The sequence below is a fragment of the Thermococcus sibiricus MM 739 genome (assembly GCF_000022545.1).
Taxonomy (GTDB): domain Archaea; phylum Methanobacteriota_B; class Thermococci; order Thermococcales; family Thermococcaceae; genus Thermococcus_A; species Thermococcus_A sibiricus.
In genome coordinates this window covers 1,085,381-1,103,544 of the sequence record NC_012883.1, presented here as the reverse complement: position 1 = coordinate 1,103,544, position 18,164 = coordinate 1,085,381, and the positions used below count along the sequence as shown (strand labels likewise).

The following is an 18,164-nucleotide window of genomic DNA, read 5'->3' as shown; positions in this document are numbered from 1 at the left end:
GCCTTTATAAATTTTTTCAATAATATATAGTAATAATGGTGTAGTATTCTCCTTACATACACGGGAGTTTAATTATTTTAGAAATTTTTTTAAATACTCCCACCTATTGCGTATTTAGATTTAAAAATATAGAAAAAACTTCATAAAAAAACTTTAAGGAGTTGATGGAAATGAATTTGCAAAATTTCTTGTTGAAGGTTATTTCTTTAACACTAATTCTAGCTCTTCTGTATTGGCTCCCTATTCCGGGGATAAGAGCATCGTCAGAGGCTGGGAACTTAATGTACTGGTTCTTAGTTGCGTTCCTTGATGTATTAGTGTTGAGCTACATGATAGTTAATTCCAAGTGGGGCGGTTGGAAGCTTGTTTTAGCAACTTTTGCAGTGTTCTATGGGATAACGACGTTTCTGACCCAGATAGAGACCGTTGTATTTCTAACCTACTTTGAAGAGATAATTCCTACTGAGATGATTCCAAAGCTTTTTGTAGAAGGATTTATTGTCGCAGCGGTTTTCTCTCCGATAGCAGTGGCACTTCACAATAAAATGGAAGAAACTCCTCAAGGACCTGCCAAAGAATTTTCTCTCCCTCTAAAGACTTGGATTTGGAAATTGCTTTTAATCGGAATTGCTTACATGGTTATTTACACTGTTTTTGGGGCCTTGGTCTTCAAACCCTTAGCAGGGAAAGCCTTTGATGAATACTACGCTAACCTGCAGATGCCAGCATGGATACTTCCATTTCAAATCTTAAGGGGGATAGTATGGGGCCTTTTGGCAATCCCAATAGTCAAGATGATTGATGAATGGAAGAAAGCCCGCTTGGCTGTGGCTCTGCTCTACTCAGTACTCATGGCTGGTCTCCTCTTACTTCCCAATCCATATATGCCCGACGTCATAAGAAGAGCGCACTTTGTGGAGGTTCTTTTATCGAACTTCTTATTTGGTTGGTTTGTTGTGACTATACTTCACTGGAGGTATGAGAGGTGATGATTGAGATTAGAGAAGTTGATGAAACTAATATAGATGACATGATTTCGGTGTGCGATCCCCCTATCATAAGTGAGGCGTACAAGAAAGGCGTCGAGATCAAGAGGATTTGGCTTCTCGAGATGCTGAGAACGTATGGGGATGTCGGCCTTGTTGCGTATTTTAATGGAAAACCCGCCGCTCAGCTATTAACATATCCTGAAAAAGCAGACCCGACAAGTCTGAAGCGAGAAAATGTTTTAGTTGTCAACTGCATATACAATCCTCTTGTAGAAGCCCAAGGAAAGGGAATAGCAAGGAGTATGGTCGAGAAACTCATTGAAAAGGTAAGGGGAAAATATGAATTTTTGCTCACTCATGCATTTGATACAAGAGAGTTTTTGTCACAGGCAGAGTTCTTTAAGAGGTCAGGCTTCAGAGAGATGACTAAAGAAGACCTTTACTACTCGTTTAGCGGAAGGGAGCTTAAAGAATCTTATTCTGGTTTTTGGAAAGAGGGAGAAGAATATAGGAGGAGTGATGAAGATATCGGCAGAATCATGACATTCTACGAGCCAGTATGTCCTTTTTCCTATCTCTGGGCATACAGAGCTAAAGAAATAGTGAAGGAAATTGCTCCGGAACTGGAGACAAGAATGTTGAATGGGTGGGAGCATCCGGAAGAGTTTGTGTCCAGAGGACGGAATTGGATGTTAGTGAACGGCATTCCAATAAAATCACTCCCTATAGAAAAGGAGAAGTTTAAGGAAGAACTTAAGAATGCACTGAAAACTTAAAAACTAAGGGATAAACATGGAAAAATTTGAAAAAGAGGTCAAAGAGCATCTAGTAGGATTACTTTTTTCAGCTGGGCTTGGATGTCCTTTAGTTTTTTGTTAACATCTTCTTTATCCAGCTCCTTTCTCAAACCATAGACTTCATAGAAAACTGGCAGTATCTCCTTTTCCTCGATAATACCGAGAGAAACTGCAGTTTCAATGGCATATATTAAATCAACGAAAGCTCTGTGAGGTTCTTGAAGGGGTTCAGTGAGAATTTGTTTTATGGATTCTTTCTGCTTCTGCCTTAGCCACTCATCTTCTCTCTTAAAAAACTCCTCCAGCTCTCTTAAATCTTCTCTGGGGATCTCCCATCCGCTCGCTTCAACGTTCTCTTCTAAATGCTTTACTGTTGAAGGTCCGGTTAGGGCGCATATTACCCCCTCATGGGCAAGAACCCAAGCGATGGCAACCTGCACTGGAGTTTTACCATATTTCTCTCCCAGCTCTGCAAACTTTTTGGCTATTCTCAAGCCGTATTGAAAGCGTTCCCTCTGGAAAAGTGGGTCTAAATAGCGTATATCTCCGGGTTCAAACTTTTGATTTTCTTTAAACTTCCCTGTGAGCAGACCTCTTCCCGTTGTGCTGAAAGCAATAATTCCCAAATTGTATTTTCTGTAAAGCGGCAAAAGCTTTTCATAGGATTCTCTTGCAACTGCACTAAACTCTGCAAGGATCGAGAAAGGCTTTCCAAGCCTGCAGTATTCCTCCGTGACATCTAAAGGTAAATGGCCAACTCCATAATATCGGATCTTCCCCTCCTCAACGAGCTCATCCAGCGCTTCAATGGTCTCTTCTATTGGTGTGGTTGGGTCATGAAAGTGGACTTGGTAGAGGTCGATATAATCAGTCTGGAGTTTCTTGAGACTCTCTTCACAGGCTTTTTTGATGTACTCTTTGGAGAGATTTGGTTTTATACCCTCCTTAACCCCAACTTTTGTAGCTATATAAACATCCTCACGGAAGGATTTTATAATCTCTCCCAAAATCTGTTCAGCATTTCCATAGGCTTCTGCAGTGTCAAAGAAGTTGACTCCAAGCTCATAAGCACGGTTAATCATTCTTTTGAACTCTTCTAAATCTTTTCTTCCGTATGCACCGCTCAGAGCATAGGTCCCGATACCAATTTCAGAAATTTTCAAACCTTTATGCTTTCGGTATTTCATGAATAATACCTCCATAAGCTAAATCGATATTAAAACATCTAAAGCAGCCTTGATTAGGATTTTACTTCGACAAATCGCTAACATCTCCCTTGATGAATCTATTCCTGTTATTTTAAAGCCTTTCTTGGCAATTGGAATGAGTAATCTGCCAGTTCCGCAACCGAGTTCGAGTATTGGATCCCCAAATTCTTTTGCGAACTTGACATATGCAGGTGCATCATGTACAGTAGGCTGCAAAATATCATAAAACTCAGCGAAAAAGCCTTCGTATTCACTTTTATAATGCTCTTTATTCACTAAATTCCCTCCACTCTTTATGATTAAACTCTACTTCCCTTTAGGGTATTAGAGTTATAAGCACTTAAGTTTTTTGGTTGATTTGTGGTTGTAAAATCCTGATAATAAAATCCGAAATTTACTCAATAATCACCAAACACTACCTGAAAAACCCCCACAGGGAAGTAATCAGCCTCTACACATAACACGCGATACTACCACACTTACACTTTTAACGGAGTTTACAAACGCGCTTACAGAGTCCTAATCGAAGAAATTTTCAGGAGCAATGTTTGGGAATTGATGTTTTAAACATAATATGTGCCAGAGAAAGATGGTTTCTGGCGTAGTTTGTTTTCTCTTTACTCTCTTCTGTTCTATCATAGTCTTTTACATCACATCATGTTCCTGAATCCCCATGCCTCTTTAACAGCCCATTCTTTCACGACTTTGCTCTCCTCTTTGCTCACTCTCCTCAAAAACCTCAAACTCTCAAAGTCGAACACTTTAGACCACCTCACTATCTCTTAAAATGCTCAAATTACAATATTTTAATGGTCAAAACTGGACAATTTTGGAGTCTTTTGTATTTCTTTAGCGTTATAAAGGCCTCCCAAATATTTTCATCAAAAAGGTGATGTTACACTAACCCCGGGAGAAAATCGGCGAAATAATGGGCAATCACTGCCGGGAAGATGCTGCGGTTTTTCATATAGAGGATCCCCCAGAGCCAGCCAAATGCACACTGCCCAAGGAGCCTAAATAAAGCTGCAGCCATGCTGTATCCTGAAGCTTCCCACAAAGGTCCAAAAAAGTTTGTCGGGATATGTGCTAATCCAAAAAGCAATCCTCCAAAGAACCAGGCTTTGTTTTGCCCCAATGCTCTCTCAAGCTTTGATTGAAGTGTGGCACGGTAAAACCACTCCTCTTTGAAGGATGGAGAGAGGAATCCAATTATCAGCTTATCCACACCTTTAGATACAGAACCCTCAAAGAGGAACGCAAAAAAGCCAAAAAACATGCCAAACCCTACCAATGCAGCTGCGGGCTTCCATGCTATGGGAGTTCTAAAGCCAAGCTCTCTTGCGCCTCTCTTGTGGATCACAACCTCAACTAGGAAGGGGAGTAGAAGGGCGAGGAAGAAGTGTGCGGAAAATCTAATTCCACCTATTGCTACACTTGGATAGGACTCAGAGCCAAAAAGCACGATGTATGTGATTGATACAAAGTTAATCAACCAGATGGTAACAGTTTCAAAAAGCTCCATTGTTGGAGTTTCGCTTTTTGGCAGGGGGGAAGGATAACCTTCAATCTTTTTATGCGCAAGGAATACAAAGAGGATTGTTCCGAAGGCACCAAGTGCCATTTGAAGAGATGTCTGCATCTAGGTTCCCTCATTGCGTTTGAGTAAACTCAAATTGTTCTTGGCAATATAAAAACCTTTGCTCACCAGAGGCTTGTTGGCTTTTTCATGTTGAATTTCAAGTTGTAGGGGTTAGGATGTTACTCTAACCGAGCCCGGTTCAAAGAGGAAGATAAACCATAGCAGCACTGAGCTCATGATGGAGTTCAACTTTTGGGGCATTAAGGAATTGAGTTTATAGCACTTCATGAAGATAGAGAGGACAGAGAAGACTTTGAAATTGCCAATTTAGAGTGCCTTCCTCACTATTTGCTCTTAGTGGGATTAAAAAATAGAGAATAATCTAAAAAAACAACGCCTATCCCTGAATTTGAGTTTTCATAGGTTACCCAATCATTTCCCCTACTTCAGCACCAATATTCATGATAGTCTCCTTAAAGTTGATGTAGTAGTATATTGATGCAAGGAGACTGAGAGTAACTAAGGTAATCACAAGGGTTGAAACCTCGATGATGTCCAAAAGAGGTCCGACAACTGCCATCCCAAGTGGAGTTGTAGCCATTATGGCTGTCTCGAATGCCGAGAAAAATCTGGCACGGACTTCGTTGGGGACACTCTTTTGAAGCTTAGTAATGAGGGGGACATTAACAAGAATGTTGAAGAAGCCACCCATCATAAAAATCCCGAGTAGTGCTGGATAAGCCACAGGCCTAATTAGAGGATGTACAATCACTGAGAGCAGAAGCAAGCATATAAGCTGGGCAAAAAGAGCTTTAAATAGTAAATTCTCAGAGGATTCTTTGAGTTTCCCCGCTATGAGGACGTTTCCTGCCAAGGCTCCAATTGTGGTGGCGGTTTGGATACTCCCGAATTGAACGGAGGAAAATCCTAAAATGACCCGTGACAGATAGGGTAGGATAACCGCAAAAATCGGGTTTAGAAGAGTGTTTAGGGCTATTGCTAGGCTAACAAGAACGAGTAAACTCTTTGAATCTTTTATAAATTTAAAGCCTTCGAGCATGTCCTCCCATACTTCGTTGAGACTTGAAATTTTCCGGCTTTCCCACTTGTACTCTATTAACATCTCAAAGAGCCCAGAACCAAAGAAACTCACCGCATTTATTAGGATTGCAAGTTTAAGTCCACCAAATGCGTAGATTACTCCCCCCAATATAGGCCCGGCGATTCTTATTATTTGACCACCGCTCTGAAGTGGGGAATTGGCCTGAGCAAGTTCTTCTCTTTTTACAAGATCGGGAAACATTCCTGAGATCCCTGCTGAGAAAAATGCTCCCATAATACTCATCACAACTTGGACTGCAAGCAAGCTTTGGATATCTAAGAGATTAAAGGCGATAACTCCAAAAAGAAGCACTCCTCTCGCTATATCAAGCCATACCATTAGATTTTTTCGATTATAACGATCACCAATTACACCAGCTATTGGGTTTACTAGAAGTCTTGGAATCAGTTCGGCTATTATAAAAATGCTCATTATTGTTCCACTACCGGTTTTGTCTAGGACATAGAGAGGGACTGCTATGTCTTGAATCACCCACCCTGCTTGAGATATCCATCTGCCAACTGCATAGAGCCAGAAGTTTTTGTTGAACATTCTTATATACCCCGATTTATAATAAACAATGGTCAATTGCAATTATGTTTGTGGTCAGTAGTGACCATGTGTATATCAAGAAAAATGCATAGTGGTTCTCTTTGAGAGATATATGACCTACCTCACCCTTAAGGATAAGGTTTTCGGAAGATAAAAGAAGAGAAAGAGTTCACTCTTTTTTGACATGCTTCTCGACAAATTCCTTGAGAATATCTTTGAGTTTTGGTTCGCCAATTTCTTCAAGTTCGTACCTGACTCTGACAGCAGGTTTGTTGAGTTTCATAACGCGTCTGAGATCGATTGGGGTTCCTATTACAACTAAGTCAGCATCAGCTCTGTTAATGGTTTCTTCAAGTTCTTTGATTTGTTTGGCGCCATAACCCATGGCTGGAAGAATTACATCGAGGTGGTTGTACTTCTTGTATGTATCAATGATTGAACCTACAGCATAGGGCCTTGGATCAATTATTTCCCTTGCTCCAAACTTCTTAGCTGCAACGTAACCTGCACCGTACTTCATACCCCCGTGGGTAAGTGTGGGGCCATCTTCAACAACAAGAACGCGTTTGCCCTTAATGAGCTCGGGCTTGTCAACATAGAGTGGTGAAGCCCCGTCAATTACAATAGCCTTCGGGTTTATTTTTTCAATGCTTTCTCTAACTTTTTGAACATCTTCCCTGTTGGCAGTGTCAATTTTGTTGATGATTATGACATCAGCTGCTCTGAAGTTTGTTTCACCTGGGTGGTACTTGAGTTCATGACCTGGTCTGTGTGGATCGGCCACAACTATCCAAAGATCGGGAATGTAGAATGGGAAGTCATTGTTTCCTCCATCCCAAAGGATTATATCCGCTTCTTTCTCTGCTTCACGGAGGATCTTTTCGTAATCAACACCCGCATAAACGACCATTCCTCTATCTATGTATGGCTCGTATTCTTCTCTCTCTTCAATGGTACATTCATGCTTGTCGAGATCTTCGTAAGTTGCAAATCTTTGGACAATTTGTTTCCTTAAGTCACCGTAGGGCATGGGGTGCCTGATAGCGACCACCTTGTAGCCCATTTCTTGAAGGAGTTGGGCCACCTTTCTTGAGGTTTGACTCTTTCCGGATCCTGTTCTAACTGCGGTAACAGCCACAACTGGTTTGGTACTCTTTATCATAGTACTTTTTGGCCCTAAAAGCCAGAAATCTGCACCTGCTGAGTGTGCTCTTGAAGCTAGGTGCATTACATGCTCATGTGAAACATCAGAATAAGCGAAAACAACAATGTCAATGTCGTGCTCTTTGATAATCTTCTCGAGATCGTCCTCACTCCATATTGGAATGCCATTGGGGTAAAGCTCACCGGCAAGTTCTGGAGGATAAATCCTACCCTCAATATCTGGGATTTGGGTGGCAGTAAATGCTACTACCTCATATTCAGGGTTGTTTCTAAAGAAGGTGTTGAAGTTATGGAAGTCTCTTCCGGCTGCTCCGAGAATGACTACCCTCTTCCTTTTCTTTTCGGCCATTTTTATCACCTCAAATGTCTTAACTTTGCAATCAATGTTTGGATATTGGCATTTATAACTATTTTTGTTGCTTAATGAAATTTTTCGACCAAAAATCTTCACCTTGAATTTAAGTATTGAAAAGAAATTTCGGTAAGGGCATAACAAAACTAGACATAAGTCTCCACTTATTGTTTTGGAAGCACACTTTTAAATGTTAGCTCATCTTTGTACATGCTGATCTGGATTTTTGGGCCATTGAGGTTTTTAGATTTATTGAGAAATAATTTGTAGAGTGAATTTAAGTTCTCTTTTTTCTTCCAAGAACTTTTCCAGACAAGAATATAGTGGGTAGAGTTCTCTGCTAGGATAAGAGCATCTCCATTCCAAGCACTTGTGAGTTTTATGGCTTTTTCTGAGGGGACGTTGTTTATGAGCATAAGAAGATAAAAGTAGAACTCTCCTAACGTGTCCCTATGGATTATCCTGTAGTTCCCGTCAATACTGAAGGTAAGATCCTTAGGGAGTGTTTTGTTTAAATATAACTCAGGATGCATTACTTGTTGGGTTGTTTTAGGAGGGTTCACGTAAGCATTATTAACGGCATCCCATCCGCCTATGGAATAGAGGTATTCAACAAAACGGTCGCCGAACACGTAGGGGAAGTATCCAAAGTTTAATGGAGGGTTCGTTAGGTAAAGGGATGTTATTTTCTCTATTTTAATATTGTGGGTTTTACAGTAAATATCAGCAGTTAAATCTGCATCCCCCTCTACTAGGGCCCTAACTGCTAAGTTTCCATCAAGGGTTTCTGGATATTCTGGATCGAAATATTGTTTTTGAAGAACATGAGTGAATTCATGTGCTAAGACTCTTTGAGAGGTTTTTCCCGTTTTGAAGAAATTTTCTGAGATAATGTAAACTTTATCTCCTGAGGTTGCAGCTATCCAAGAAGCTATCTCTTGAGTTTCGGTTTTTGTTAGGTTATAATCCAAAGACACCAGGAGCGTCATTTTATAGATGAGTTCCCATTTTTTGATCTCATTATAACCTTTTTTACTTGGACTCCATTTTTTTAAGGCTTCTTCTCGGGTAAGAACTTCTATTTTTGGTTTCTCTTTAAAATGGAGGTTTCTAATATCTTCTACTTCCTTGGAAATGTTGAGGGAAATTTCAAGAACTTTTTGCTCGTCTTCACTTGGATAAGAGTAATTGTGATAAAAGAATGCAACAATGAAAAAAACTATTACCAAAATCCCGAAAAGGCGCTTATTTTTCATTAGAGCCACCGAAAGGGAAAATGGAAGAATCATTCTTTAAACTCAACGAATTCCTCTTTCATACCCTCTTTTGTTATTGTGATTACTTGAATTTTTCTTTCTCCAGTGTATACGTCTCTCTTACCTGCTGTCCTTACTGCCTTTATAGCGAGTTCTCGGGCATCTTCAATACTCATATCCTCTTTATATCCGTCTTCGAGGATTGCTATAGCGAAGGGACTTCCTGAGCCAGTTGTGGTATAGTTGTCAAAAATCAGGCCTCCCAAGGGATCAAGACTTGCTAGCGTTGGTTCCTCGACATAGCCTCCGATTATTATTTGTACCATGTAGGGGAACCATTTACTTTCATTTAGTATGTTACTGAGTAAGTTTGCCATAGCCTTAGCTGTCATGGGTTTCCCCCATGTGAACTGATAATATTTTGCTTCAGCCTCAAGCATCCTTGCCAAAGCTTGTAAGTCTCCAACACTACCGGCTGTTGTTATAGCTATTCTATCAGTTATGGGCAGGATTTTCTTTATATTAAGGGTTTCCACCATATGATCAAGAGAAGCTTGAGTATCTGCAGCCAACACTACTCCGTCCTTTAATTTGATTCCAACTGTAGTTGTTCCAGTTTTCTTTTCCATATTCTCTCACCTCTAGAGTTGTATTCTGTAGAAAAGTTTTAAACCTTTGGGAATGTACACTAGGTTAAACAGATTTAAAAACAAGCGAAGATATTTTCAACTTTCGAGCATGTCTTTGCAGCTCTCGCAAACCCAGCGTTCATAACCTTCACGAATAACTCTGTGCAACTGAGCGTATTGTCCACAGACTTCGCAGATTCCGTAGACTTCTCCAGCTTCCTCTATTGATTCCTCTTCTTCTTCCTGATTGTATGTGTTTAAAGCAGCAAGTAAATCCGCAGCTGTAACAAAGCCCATTGGCATTCCTAATCTTGTGACAAGAAGTCTTCTAACGCCTTTTCCCATCATTAGTTCAATAGCGTCTTGAATGTCATAATCGTATTCTATAGTGATTGGGGTTTTTGTCATTATACTGCTAACTTTGACTTCTTTGGGATCATTCCCTTTAGCAACTACTTTGTTAAGTATATCTCTGTCTGTAACAATGCCTATAATCTCGTCTTTCTCCATCACAACTGCACTGCTAACTTTATTTTTTGCAAGGATTTTTGCGACTCTTTCCACTGTTTCTGTTGGTTTAATAACAATTGCTTTTCTTTTAACTATCTGCTCCACAGTTATTTTTGGCATCATTGTCATCCCTCCTAGTTCGTAATGAATTATGGGAAGGGGCTTAAAAATGTTTTGGGGTTAGATATTTTTGTTTGTGAGATAATGGGAGAGAATCAGAAATGCAACTATAAATATCAAAATTGCAGAAACATAGGGGATAAGAGATCCTTCACTAGGCCCTTGCATAACAGTTTTGTTCACTGATTCAATTACAAGGGGGGTTTGACTTTCTTTGGTGAGTCTTGTGGCGTTTTCCAATCCAAGTATACTTCTTTCACTTACAAGTTTTTCCAAAACTAAATAAGTACCAGATGCCAACAATCCCGCTATGCCCAAACTTATTATCTGTACTTTTTCAAAAACTCTTAATAGGCGCTTTTTAACAGGCATTCTTCTTGGAAGAAGCACTATCGGTTTTGAAGAGGCCCGGTATAATTTGACTTCTTGTAATCTTTTTCCATATTTTTTTCCTGCAATTTCAATAAATCCTACACGAATCATTTTGTCCAGGTGATATGAAACCGTAGAAATCGGAATATCAAGTTCTTTGGCTATTTCCGACATTGAGAGAGTTTTTTCTTGAAGAAGACTTAATATAGAAAGAGCTGTATCATTGGCTAAGATCTGGGCAAGCTCTCGGGCCTTTTCATCTCTGATATCAATAGTTTCAAATTCCACTTATCACACCAAGAAAACTTGGAGATATTGATATTAAAACCTTTGTTTTTACTTCAAAAGGAATTGAAACCAAAAATTTGTTAAAGTTATGAAAAGGAAAGAAAAGCTAAATTCATGGCTTCTCAAGGATGATCTCAATTGTTGAAGTATTTGCAGTTCTTCCGTCAGCTGTTGGGAGTTCCTCTGTGCCGATCTTTATCTCCTTAACCCTAACCTCTGGAAGGAATCTGTTTCTGACGATCTCTGCAACATCAACAGCTCTGCTGATGGCTCTACCTCTTGCTCTGACACTAACTTCCTTAGCACCCTCGTTGAATTGGGTTATTACGGCCAAAACATAGTTCATAACAGGCTTCTTTCCTATGAAGACAACATGTTCCTCTGCCATTTTTGACACCCTCCGAAAATTTTGTCAATAGCAAACTTTGGGTATATGGTTAAATACTTTTCGGTTAAATAGCAAAGTTTCCAAATACTCTCTAAAAACTCAAAAAGTTGGGTTTTGATTTTAACATGTTTGTGTTGATTAGAAAACTTTTTTAAGCCAGATTATAACAAGAAATTGGTGATATTATGGCCATTCACCCAATCGATTATAGGTATGGTAGTGAGGAAATGAAACGTATTTGGGATGAGGAAAATAAGCTTCAGAAACTCCTTGATGTTGAAGCTGCTTTAGCTAGGGCTCACGCACAACTAGGTAATATCCCTGAAGAAAGTGCAAAAATAATCAGTGAAAGGGCCAATACTAACTGGGTAAAAGTCGAAAGGGTCAACGAAATTGAGGAGGAAATACATCATGACATAATGGCAGTCGTTAAGGCTTTAAGTGAAGTTTGTGGAGAACATGGGAAATACATACATCTCGGGGCGACTTCCAATGACATAATAGATACTGCAAATGCCCTCTTAATTAAAGAGTCTTTGGAGATTGTCCTAAAGGATTTAAAAGAGTTGAGAACGATTTTGAAGAGTCTTGCGAAAGAACATAAGTATACCGTGTGCATAGGAAGAACTCACGGCCAGCATGCAGTTCCAACGACATATGGAATGAAATTTGCAATATGGCTTGATGAAACACAAAGACACATAGAGAGAATTGAAGAAGCAAAAAAGAGAATTTTGGTTGGACAAATGAGTGGTGCTGTGGGTACAATGGCGTCTTTTGGCGAAATGGGCTTAAAAATCCAGGAATTAGTGATGGAAGATCTTGGTCTAAAATCTGCTCTAATAAGTAATCAAATAATTCAGAGGGATGTGTATGCAGAACTTATGAGTATTTTGGCCATTATAGCATCTACTCTTGATAAAATTGCCCTTGAAATAAGGAATCTTCAGAGAACTGAAATTTTAGAGATTAGTGAGCCGTTTGGAAAAAAACAGGTAGGTTCTTCCACAATGCCTCATAAGAGGAATCCAATAAGAAGTGAGAAAATTAGTGGGCTCGCGAGAGTTATCTATTCAAATGTTATTCCAGCACTCTTGAATAATTCACTATGGCATGAGCGGGATCTTACAAATTCTTCCGTCGAAAGAGTAATACTTCCAGAAACATTTGTACTTCTAGACGAGATGCTCAAAAACATGAAAAAAGTGCTTTTGGGCCTGGAATTTTTCCCAGAGAACATAAAAAAGAACCTTTACCTTACAAAGAACTTAATAATGGCTGAACCATTGATGTTAAAGCTTACTGAGAAAGGTATGGGAAGGCAGGAGGCTCATGAACTCGTAAGGAGGCTTGCAATGAAGGCTTTTAAGGAAAATAGGGACCTATTGGAAGTGTTATCTGAAAGTAAAGAAGCAAGAGAATATTTAACAGACGATGACTTAGCATCGTTAAAGCCTGAAAACTATATTGGCATGGCTCCTCGGATAGTTGACAATGTCATAGCTTACGTAGAAGAAAAAGAGAAAACTGAAGAGTCCTAAACTACCTTTTTAATTTTAACACATCTAAGATCTTGTTCTCTGCCATTGGGAGGACCAATGGTCGAGAGAGATGCTTTCGAGCATCTGGAGGTACCTCATAGATCTTTCTTTTAAGGTCTCGTGGAATTCTTTTGGGGATTAAGACTTTTTTCATTTTGTATCCGCACTTTTTGCACTTTAGATACTCCCCTTTACTCTTCATAGTTCCTTTGCATTTTGGACATTTTGGTTTTTCATATGTTATTTTTTCAGTTAGCTTTATAGGGTAAAACTTTTCGAGGTTGAGGGTTAACACACCGTTGAATTCTTTTACTCCACCAGCAGCGATTATTTCATCTCCCTCAATGAGCATTCTTACGTACTTTCTAAATCCTTTCGTAGGCTCAAAGGCTGCTACTCTCAACTTTCCAGTGTCATCACTTATCTCAAAAAATACATGGCGTCCTTTTTCCCAGTATTTTTTTATCACTTTTCCTCTCACTATAGCACTATCTAAGGGTTTTAACTCCGCAATTTTTTTGAATCTTAGATGATCATCTGTGTTCTGGTTAGTTTTGTAAATCTGGAAGAAGTCAATGGGTTCTTCAAAAGTAATATTTTCAAAGGCCCAAATGACTTTGTTTTTATCTATTCCTCTAATTCCAACCAGCACGGGGTCTTTACCATGGGGGGTTATTAAGACACTGCCTTTGGATAAGTCAACGTTGTCATAGGTAAATGGATAAGTAAGATGATCTACCGCGAAGACACTTTCTTTATTCACTTTTCTAGCAGTTCCCCAAAACTCTCTTGTCCGATAAGCAAGGAGTTCATAAGTAAAAACTTTGAGTGGATGGCCGATGGCTGCTAATGCTCCTATTATCCCCCTTCCTAATCTAAATTTATGAATTTCAGCATTTAGCTCTTCTGCAATATTTTCAGCGTCCGTTATATTTAGATGTTCCCAAATAGCCTTATATGCAAATCTTTCTAGCTTTTCAGGAATGTCACCTTCAATAAAAACGACACCTGGGTTAGTGTTTTGATGAGAAAATTCTGAAAGTTTTTTTACCATTTCCAACACGAGATTTTTTATTTTGAGTATATCTTCCTCCCTGGCATCAAAACTCATTGCAACAGCCCCGTTCCCACGGGTTTTATAGGGCACATTGGGATTTAACCTGATCAATTTTGGTAGGTCTAAAGGCTCCGCTATCTTGGAGATCTCTCTATATAATAAAGCTCCCAAATATGTGGTGCACATGCCCTTTGGAGAGTCTGTATCGTCGATGCCTATGTGGAGTTTCACCATCTTGGCCTCCTTCCCACCTTAAAGGGTGAGACCTCTAGGTTTTAAATTTTTATGAATGGAAGTGTCGTAATTCTCAAGAGGTGATACTTTTTCACATCACATTCCTTGGGAGGAGGGAAGTTAGACTTGCCAGCATATTTGAGACTATAAAAACTTTTAAACTCCTTTATATTAATCATAAATGAGATGATGGAAAAAGAAAGATTATTGCGGATTGTTGAAGGTATCTTCAAAGGCACTGGATTTAAAGTTGCTAGAATGGAATTTAGAGGGTCATGCTTTGATTTAGCCGCTAGTAGGCTTTTTCTGCTCTTGTTTGTGAAGATTCTTCAGAATATTGATTCTCTCACTGAAGAACAGGCGGAAGATTTAAAGAGATTGGCAAAGCTGTTCGAGGCCTCTCCCCTAATTGTAGGCTTTAGGTCAAAAAATGAGGAACTTGAGGAAGGGGTTGTATATGAAAGGCATGGTATTCATGCTTTAAACCCTCAAACACTTTATAATGCTCTTGTAGAGAATGAACTCCCAGCAATTTTCGCTGAAAGAGGAGGATTTTATGTTAAGGTTAATGGAAAATACCTACGAGAGCTTAGAGAGAGTCATGGATATAGTGTTGGAGAACTGGCCGAATTGCTGGGAGTCTCGAGAAAAAGTCTTCAAAACTATGAAAAAGGAGAGCAGGCTATGAGTCTTGAAATTGCTCTTAGGTTAGAGGAACTTTTTGATGCTCCTGTAGCGAAACCTATTGATATTCTTAACTCAAAAGTAGAAGCAAAAATGAATGTGGAACCGGAGACTGAATTGGAGAAGGAGATTTTTAATCGCTTGGAGACATTTGGAATGAGAGTTGTTAAGATTAAAAAAGCTCCGTTTGATGCAATTTCCAGAGAAGAAGGATTAAAGATTCTTACTGGTATAAGTGAGAGAAGAACAACTTCAACACTCAAAAGAGCTCAAATGGTAAATGAAGTGAGTAAGATCATTCATAGCGATGGTCTTTTTATCCTCAAAAAAACAAAAACTGAAGTGGTTGGAGAGATACCATTAATTCCAAAGAACAAGCTTGATGAAATCAAAGATGCAGATGAGTTAATGGAAATGATTGAAGAGCTTAAAAAAGAGATAAAGAGGAAGATATTCAGCTGAAGATAACTTTCCTCCAGACGTCTCTTATTTTCTTTACATACTTGGCTGGTGCTGCAATTAGAATAGCCCATCTTGGTGTTTGTCTTCTTTTTAGAGCATTTGCAAGGGGGGTGACTTTAGTAAGTGATCTTATCTCTCCATTATGCATTAATACTCCAATTTCTGTTGATTTCAAACGGGGTTCAGTTAACATTAAATCTGCTGTGGAGAATTCTATGAGGACCTCTCCCTCTCTTGCACCAACAGCGTTTGCTAGTATTCTTTCAAGCTCTTGTCTTTTTTTGATGTCTTTATATACGTTCAATAGTTCTCTCTTTTCCTCAGTAGTCAACTCATCAGCGTTCAGAAGTAGAGCAGCCTTAAACAGGTCACGGTATTTAACACGTTTTACAATTTCTGCTGGATATCCTTCTAGGTCTTCAAGTTCAACAAGAACCCTACAGTCTGTCATTTTCCAGAATTCCCATAAATAGCCATCCTCAAGGGCAAACTCGAGGGCTCGTGTAAGCATACTTTCAGCTATTTTTACGGTATGGTGGAAATAGACTCTTGAGTACATCAGAGATCTAGCAACCATCATTCCCTCAACAGCTTCTACTCCTTTCTCGTCCACTACTAGTTCATTGTTATGTATTCTAAGTATTTTAAGAAGTCTTTCGAGATCAATTATTCCATGTGCCACGCCAGTATAATGAGCGTCTCTGATGAGGTAATCTATCTGATCCACATCTACATCCCCATGGAGGGCCTGTCCAAGGTATCTTTTCTGATATTTGCCTAAAACAAGGTCAGCAACCTCTTTTGGTTTGTAGCCATAAAAGTCCAATATCTCCGGGATGAATTGTCTTTCTTCTATTTCTCCCTCTATTATATCGATTTTTCCAAGGATTATATTTTGTCCCAGATGCATATGGTCGTATTCTCTTACATAATGCTCGTATATTTGTTCAAAAGTATGAGAAAATGGGCCATGACCGATATCATGCAAGAGTGCTCCTGCTTCTAAGATTGTCCGTTCTTCCTCACTTAATTCTAGTTCTTGACCAAGTCTTTTTGCAATGTTGTAAGTACCTAAAGAGTGCTCGAATCGTGAATGATTTGCACCTGGATAAACGAGATATGCTAATCCAAGTTGTTTTATATTCCTCAATCTTTGAAATTCTGGGGTTTTGATGAGATCTAAAATTAGTCCACTTATTTTCATACTCCCATGTATGGGATCATGAATTATCTTTGGTTTCATTTTCTTCACCTGTACTGGAAATTAGGAAAAGAAGTTAAATAATTTTGCATTTTTTATTTGAAAACTTGTCCTTTTAACTCATCGGGCGGGAAGTCCTCTTCCGAAAGGGCGGGGTAGTTCACTAGGGAATATATAACATAGAATAGGTATTAGAAGGAATGGCCTACCCTGCCCTTGTGGGTGGGCTTCATGAGAGTTCATCATTGCTTCACTCTCACAGGCCGGGCCACACCTCCAATACTTCCTATCCTTATGGATTCGGGGCTACTTTGCACACCAGCCCTTAAGAGCCGTCCAACATTCCTTTCCTGTCGGAAGGAGTTCTGCAAGCAACAAAAAGATAGAAATAGAAAAGTCAGATATCTCTTCCAACAATGAAAATTCTTTTAGTTTTTCCTGGTTTTTGAGGTAAGTTCTTTCTAACCTCTTCCGCTGGAACAGCCTCTATTATAAGCTCTGATGATTTAGCTTCTTCTACCTCATATCTAACTGGATTATTTGCCTCATATATCAACTCTCTTATCTCATCTTCTACGCCCACTGGTTTTTCTCCTATATATCCTACCCTTATTGTAGCTTTTGGTTTTGGATTTTCTGGGGAGAGCGGGTGATAGATTATCACGAAGTCTATTAGGGAGGGATATCTATGAACTATGTCCATAACCTGGTCTATGTGGAGTTTTGCTCCAGATAAGCTTATAACGTCTTTTACCCTGATTATGTTCACGACTCTGTCATCAACGACTTTTGCCAAATCTCCGATCTTGTAGTTAAACAGTGGCAACCCTGTAAGTTCTCCTTCTTTCATAACTTTTGTTATATAAATTTCATGATATTCTTTGTACCCTTCGTCTTTGGTCTGTTTAAGGACTATTAGAGAGTCTGAAAAGGTAAATGGAGTTACTTTTTTCTTTGTGATTAATCTATAGCCGGTTAGCCCATCCTCTGTGTTTCCAAATACATCAAAAATTACTGCATTTGGAAAGTTATCAAGAACTACTTTTGCTAACTCTTTTGTTAGTGTTTCTCCACCCATAATTATGAGCTGAATATCATTTCTTATATCCTCTGGAAGAGTCAGGCTAAGATTGTATATTGCAGCAGTTAACCCAAATATTCCTGTGGCCTTTATCCCCCGTAGTTCCTTTATTAGTGCGTCTCTCATTCGTAGATATTGGATGGGAATTTGATGATACCTAATATTTGCATCTGAAAATCCTTCAATCGCAAGAATTCCAGATGAAGATGGTAATGGAGCAGTAAACGAGGCCATAATAGAGCCTTCTAGGTATTCTAGGGCCCAAGAACGAGCTTGACGACGATATCTTTTTTTGTCATCATGTGTAAAGGCTACTCTTTTTGGATCCCCAGTAGTTCCACTTGTTCTCATCACCCCGTGGAAGATTTCTAAATTTTTTATATACGTGGGCCACAGTTTATCTATATCATACAAATCGTGAGGAGTTATGAAAACTTTGTCAGTAGCTGAAAGCAAGCTGTTGGGAGTTAATTCATCAATATTTGTTTCCATGAATTTTTCTTTCCAGAATTCCGTTGTTTCAAGTGCTTTCTCGGCTGTATATCTCAAATCGTTGGTGTCAATATTCCCAAGTACCATCCCTGTCATGAGACCACCT

At 39.2% G+C, this 18,164-nt stretch carries 17 protein-coding genes and 1 pseudogene; 5 read left to right on the top strand and 13 right to left on the bottom strand.

All coding sequences use genetic code 11. The features are described 5' to 3' along the window. The first annotated feature begins 170 nt into the window (after positions 1-170). Positions 171-989 carry a hypothetical protein gene (locus TSIB_RS05875; RefSeq protein ID WP_048160379.1) on the top strand — a complete coding sequence of 273 codons (819 nt, stop codon included), beginning with the start codon at positions 171-173 and terminating at the stop codon, positions 987-989. Next, the gene (locus TSIB_RS05870) at positions 989-1,765 is read left to right on the top strand and encodes a GNAT family protein (RefSeq protein WP_015849483.1); all 777 of its coding nucleotides are present in this window, start codon (positions 989-991) and stop codon (positions 1,763-1,765) included. Before TSIB_RS05875 ends, TSIB_RS05870 begins: the two co-directional genes overlap by 1 nt. Before the next feature lie 38 nt (positions 1,766-1,803). On the opposite strand, the gene TSIB_RS05865 is transcribed toward TSIB_RS05870, so the two are convergent. Both TSIB_RS05865 and TSIB_RS05860 read right to left on the bottom strand, forming a co-directional pair. Further along, the gene (locus tag TSIB_RS05865; protein ID WP_048160378.1) at positions 1,804-2,973 is read right to left on the bottom strand and encodes an aldo/keto reductase; all 1,170 of its coding nucleotides are present in this window, start codon (positions 2,971-2,973) and stop codon (positions 1,804-1,806) included. 18 nt (positions 2,974-2,991) lie between these two features. Further along, positions 2,992-3,270 (bottom strand): methyltransferase domain-containing protein, encoded by a 279-nt coding sequence (locus tag TSIB_RS05860; RefSeq protein ID WP_015849481.1) that lies wholly within the window; start codon positions 3,268-3,270, stop codon positions 2,992-2,994. 77 nt (positions 3,271-3,347) lie between these two features. Here TSIB_RS05860 and TSIB_RS10205 point away from each other — a divergent pair. Further along, positions 3,348-3,528, top strand: a pseudogene (locus tag TSIB_RS10205) (IS982 family transposase); the annotation flags it as partial. Between the two features lie 361 nt (positions 3,529-3,889). Here the strand turns inward: TSIB_RS10205 and TSIB_RS05855 are convergent. From TSIB_RS05855 to albA, 8 genes are all read right to left on the bottom strand, one after another. After that, the gene (locus TSIB_RS05855; protein WP_048160377.1) at positions 3,890-4,633 is read right to left on the bottom strand and encodes a CPBP family intramembrane glutamic endopeptidase; all 744 of its coding nucleotides are present in this window, start codon (positions 4,631-4,633) and stop codon (positions 3,890-3,892) included. A 364-nt stretch (positions 4,634-4,997) separates the two neighbouring features. Then, complete coding sequence (locus TSIB_RS05850) at positions 4,998-6,227, bottom strand: MFS transporter (RefSeq protein WP_015849478.1); 1,230 nt, start codon at positions 6,225-6,227, stop codon at positions 4,998-5,000. A 169-nt stretch (positions 6,228-6,396) separates the two neighbouring features. Beyond that, a complete protein-coding gene (locus tag TSIB_RS05845; RefSeq protein ID WP_048160376.1) occupies positions 6,397-7,740 on the bottom strand; it encodes a cyclic 2,3-diphosphoglycerate synthase in 1,344 nt (447 codons plus the stop codon). Positions 7,741-7,907: 167 nt separating this feature from the next. Continuing rightward, positions 7,908-8,999 carry an eCIS core domain-containing protein gene (locus TSIB_RS05840; RefSeq protein WP_048160375.1) on the bottom strand — a complete coding sequence of 364 codons (1,092 nt, stop codon included), beginning with the start codon at positions 8,997-8,999 and terminating at the stop codon, positions 7,908-7,910. A 29-nt stretch (positions 9,000-9,028) separates the two neighbouring features. Further along, positions 9,029-9,628, bottom strand: coding sequence for an archaeal proteasome endopeptidase complex subunit beta (gene psmB / locus TSIB_RS05835; protein WP_015849475.1), 600 nt, complete (start codon positions 9,626-9,628; stop codon positions 9,029-9,031). Between the two features lie 96 nt (positions 9,629-9,724). After that, a complete protein-coding gene (locus tag TSIB_RS05830) occupies positions 9,725-10,261 on the bottom strand; it encodes a CBS domain-containing protein (protein WP_048160374.1) in 537 nt (178 codons plus the stop codon). A gap of 57 nt (positions 10,262-10,318) precedes the next feature. Beyond that, positions 10,319-10,918: an ArsR/SmtB family transcription factor gene (locus tag TSIB_RS05825; protein WP_015849473.1), complete on the bottom strand. Its 600-nt coding sequence runs from the start codon at positions 10,916-10,918 to the stop codon at positions 10,319-10,321. 112 nt (positions 10,919-11,030) lie between these two features. Continuing rightward, positions 11,031-11,306, bottom strand: a complete 276-nt coding sequence (albA, locus tag TSIB_RS05820; RefSeq protein WP_048160373.1) for a DNA-binding protein Alba — start codon at positions 11,304-11,306, stop codon at positions 11,031-11,033. A 185-nt stretch (positions 11,307-11,491) separates the two neighbouring features. Between albA and purB the strand changes: the two genes are divergently transcribed. After that, a complete protein-coding gene (gene purB / locus TSIB_RS05815) occupies positions 11,492-12,847 on the top strand; it encodes an adenylosuccinate lyase (protein WP_015849471.1) in 1,356 nt (451 codons plus the stop codon). A gap of 1 nt (position 12,848) precedes the next feature. On the opposite strand, the gene tiaS is transcribed toward purB, so the two are convergent. After that, the gene (tiaS, locus tag TSIB_RS05810) at positions 12,849-14,135 is read right to left on the bottom strand and encodes a tRNA(Ile2) 2-agmatinylcytidine synthetase TiaS (RefSeq protein WP_048160863.1); all 1,287 of its coding nucleotides are present in this window, start codon (positions 14,133-14,135) and stop codon (positions 12,849-12,851) included. Positions 14,136-14,327: 192 nt separating this feature from the next. Here tiaS and TSIB_RS05805 point away from each other — a divergent pair, with 192 nt between their 5' ends. Beyond that, positions 14,328-15,284: a transcriptional regulator gene (locus TSIB_RS05805; protein WP_048160372.1), complete on the top strand. Its 957-nt coding sequence runs from the start codon at positions 14,328-14,330 to the stop codon at positions 15,282-15,284. On the opposite strand, the gene TSIB_RS05800 is transcribed toward TSIB_RS05805, so the two are convergent. After that, positions 15,277-16,527, bottom strand: coding sequence for an HD domain-containing protein (locus TSIB_RS05800; protein ID WP_048160371.1), 1,251 nt, complete (start codon positions 16,525-16,527; stop codon positions 15,277-15,279). The genes TSIB_RS05805 and TSIB_RS05800 overlap by 8 nt on opposite strands. Positions 16,528-16,882: 355 nt before the next feature. Further along, a complete protein-coding gene (locus TSIB_RS05795; protein WP_015849467.1) occupies positions 16,883-18,154 on the bottom strand; it encodes an AMP-binding protein in 1,272 nt (423 codons plus the stop codon). Positions 18,155-18,164 lie beyond the last annotated feature (10 nt).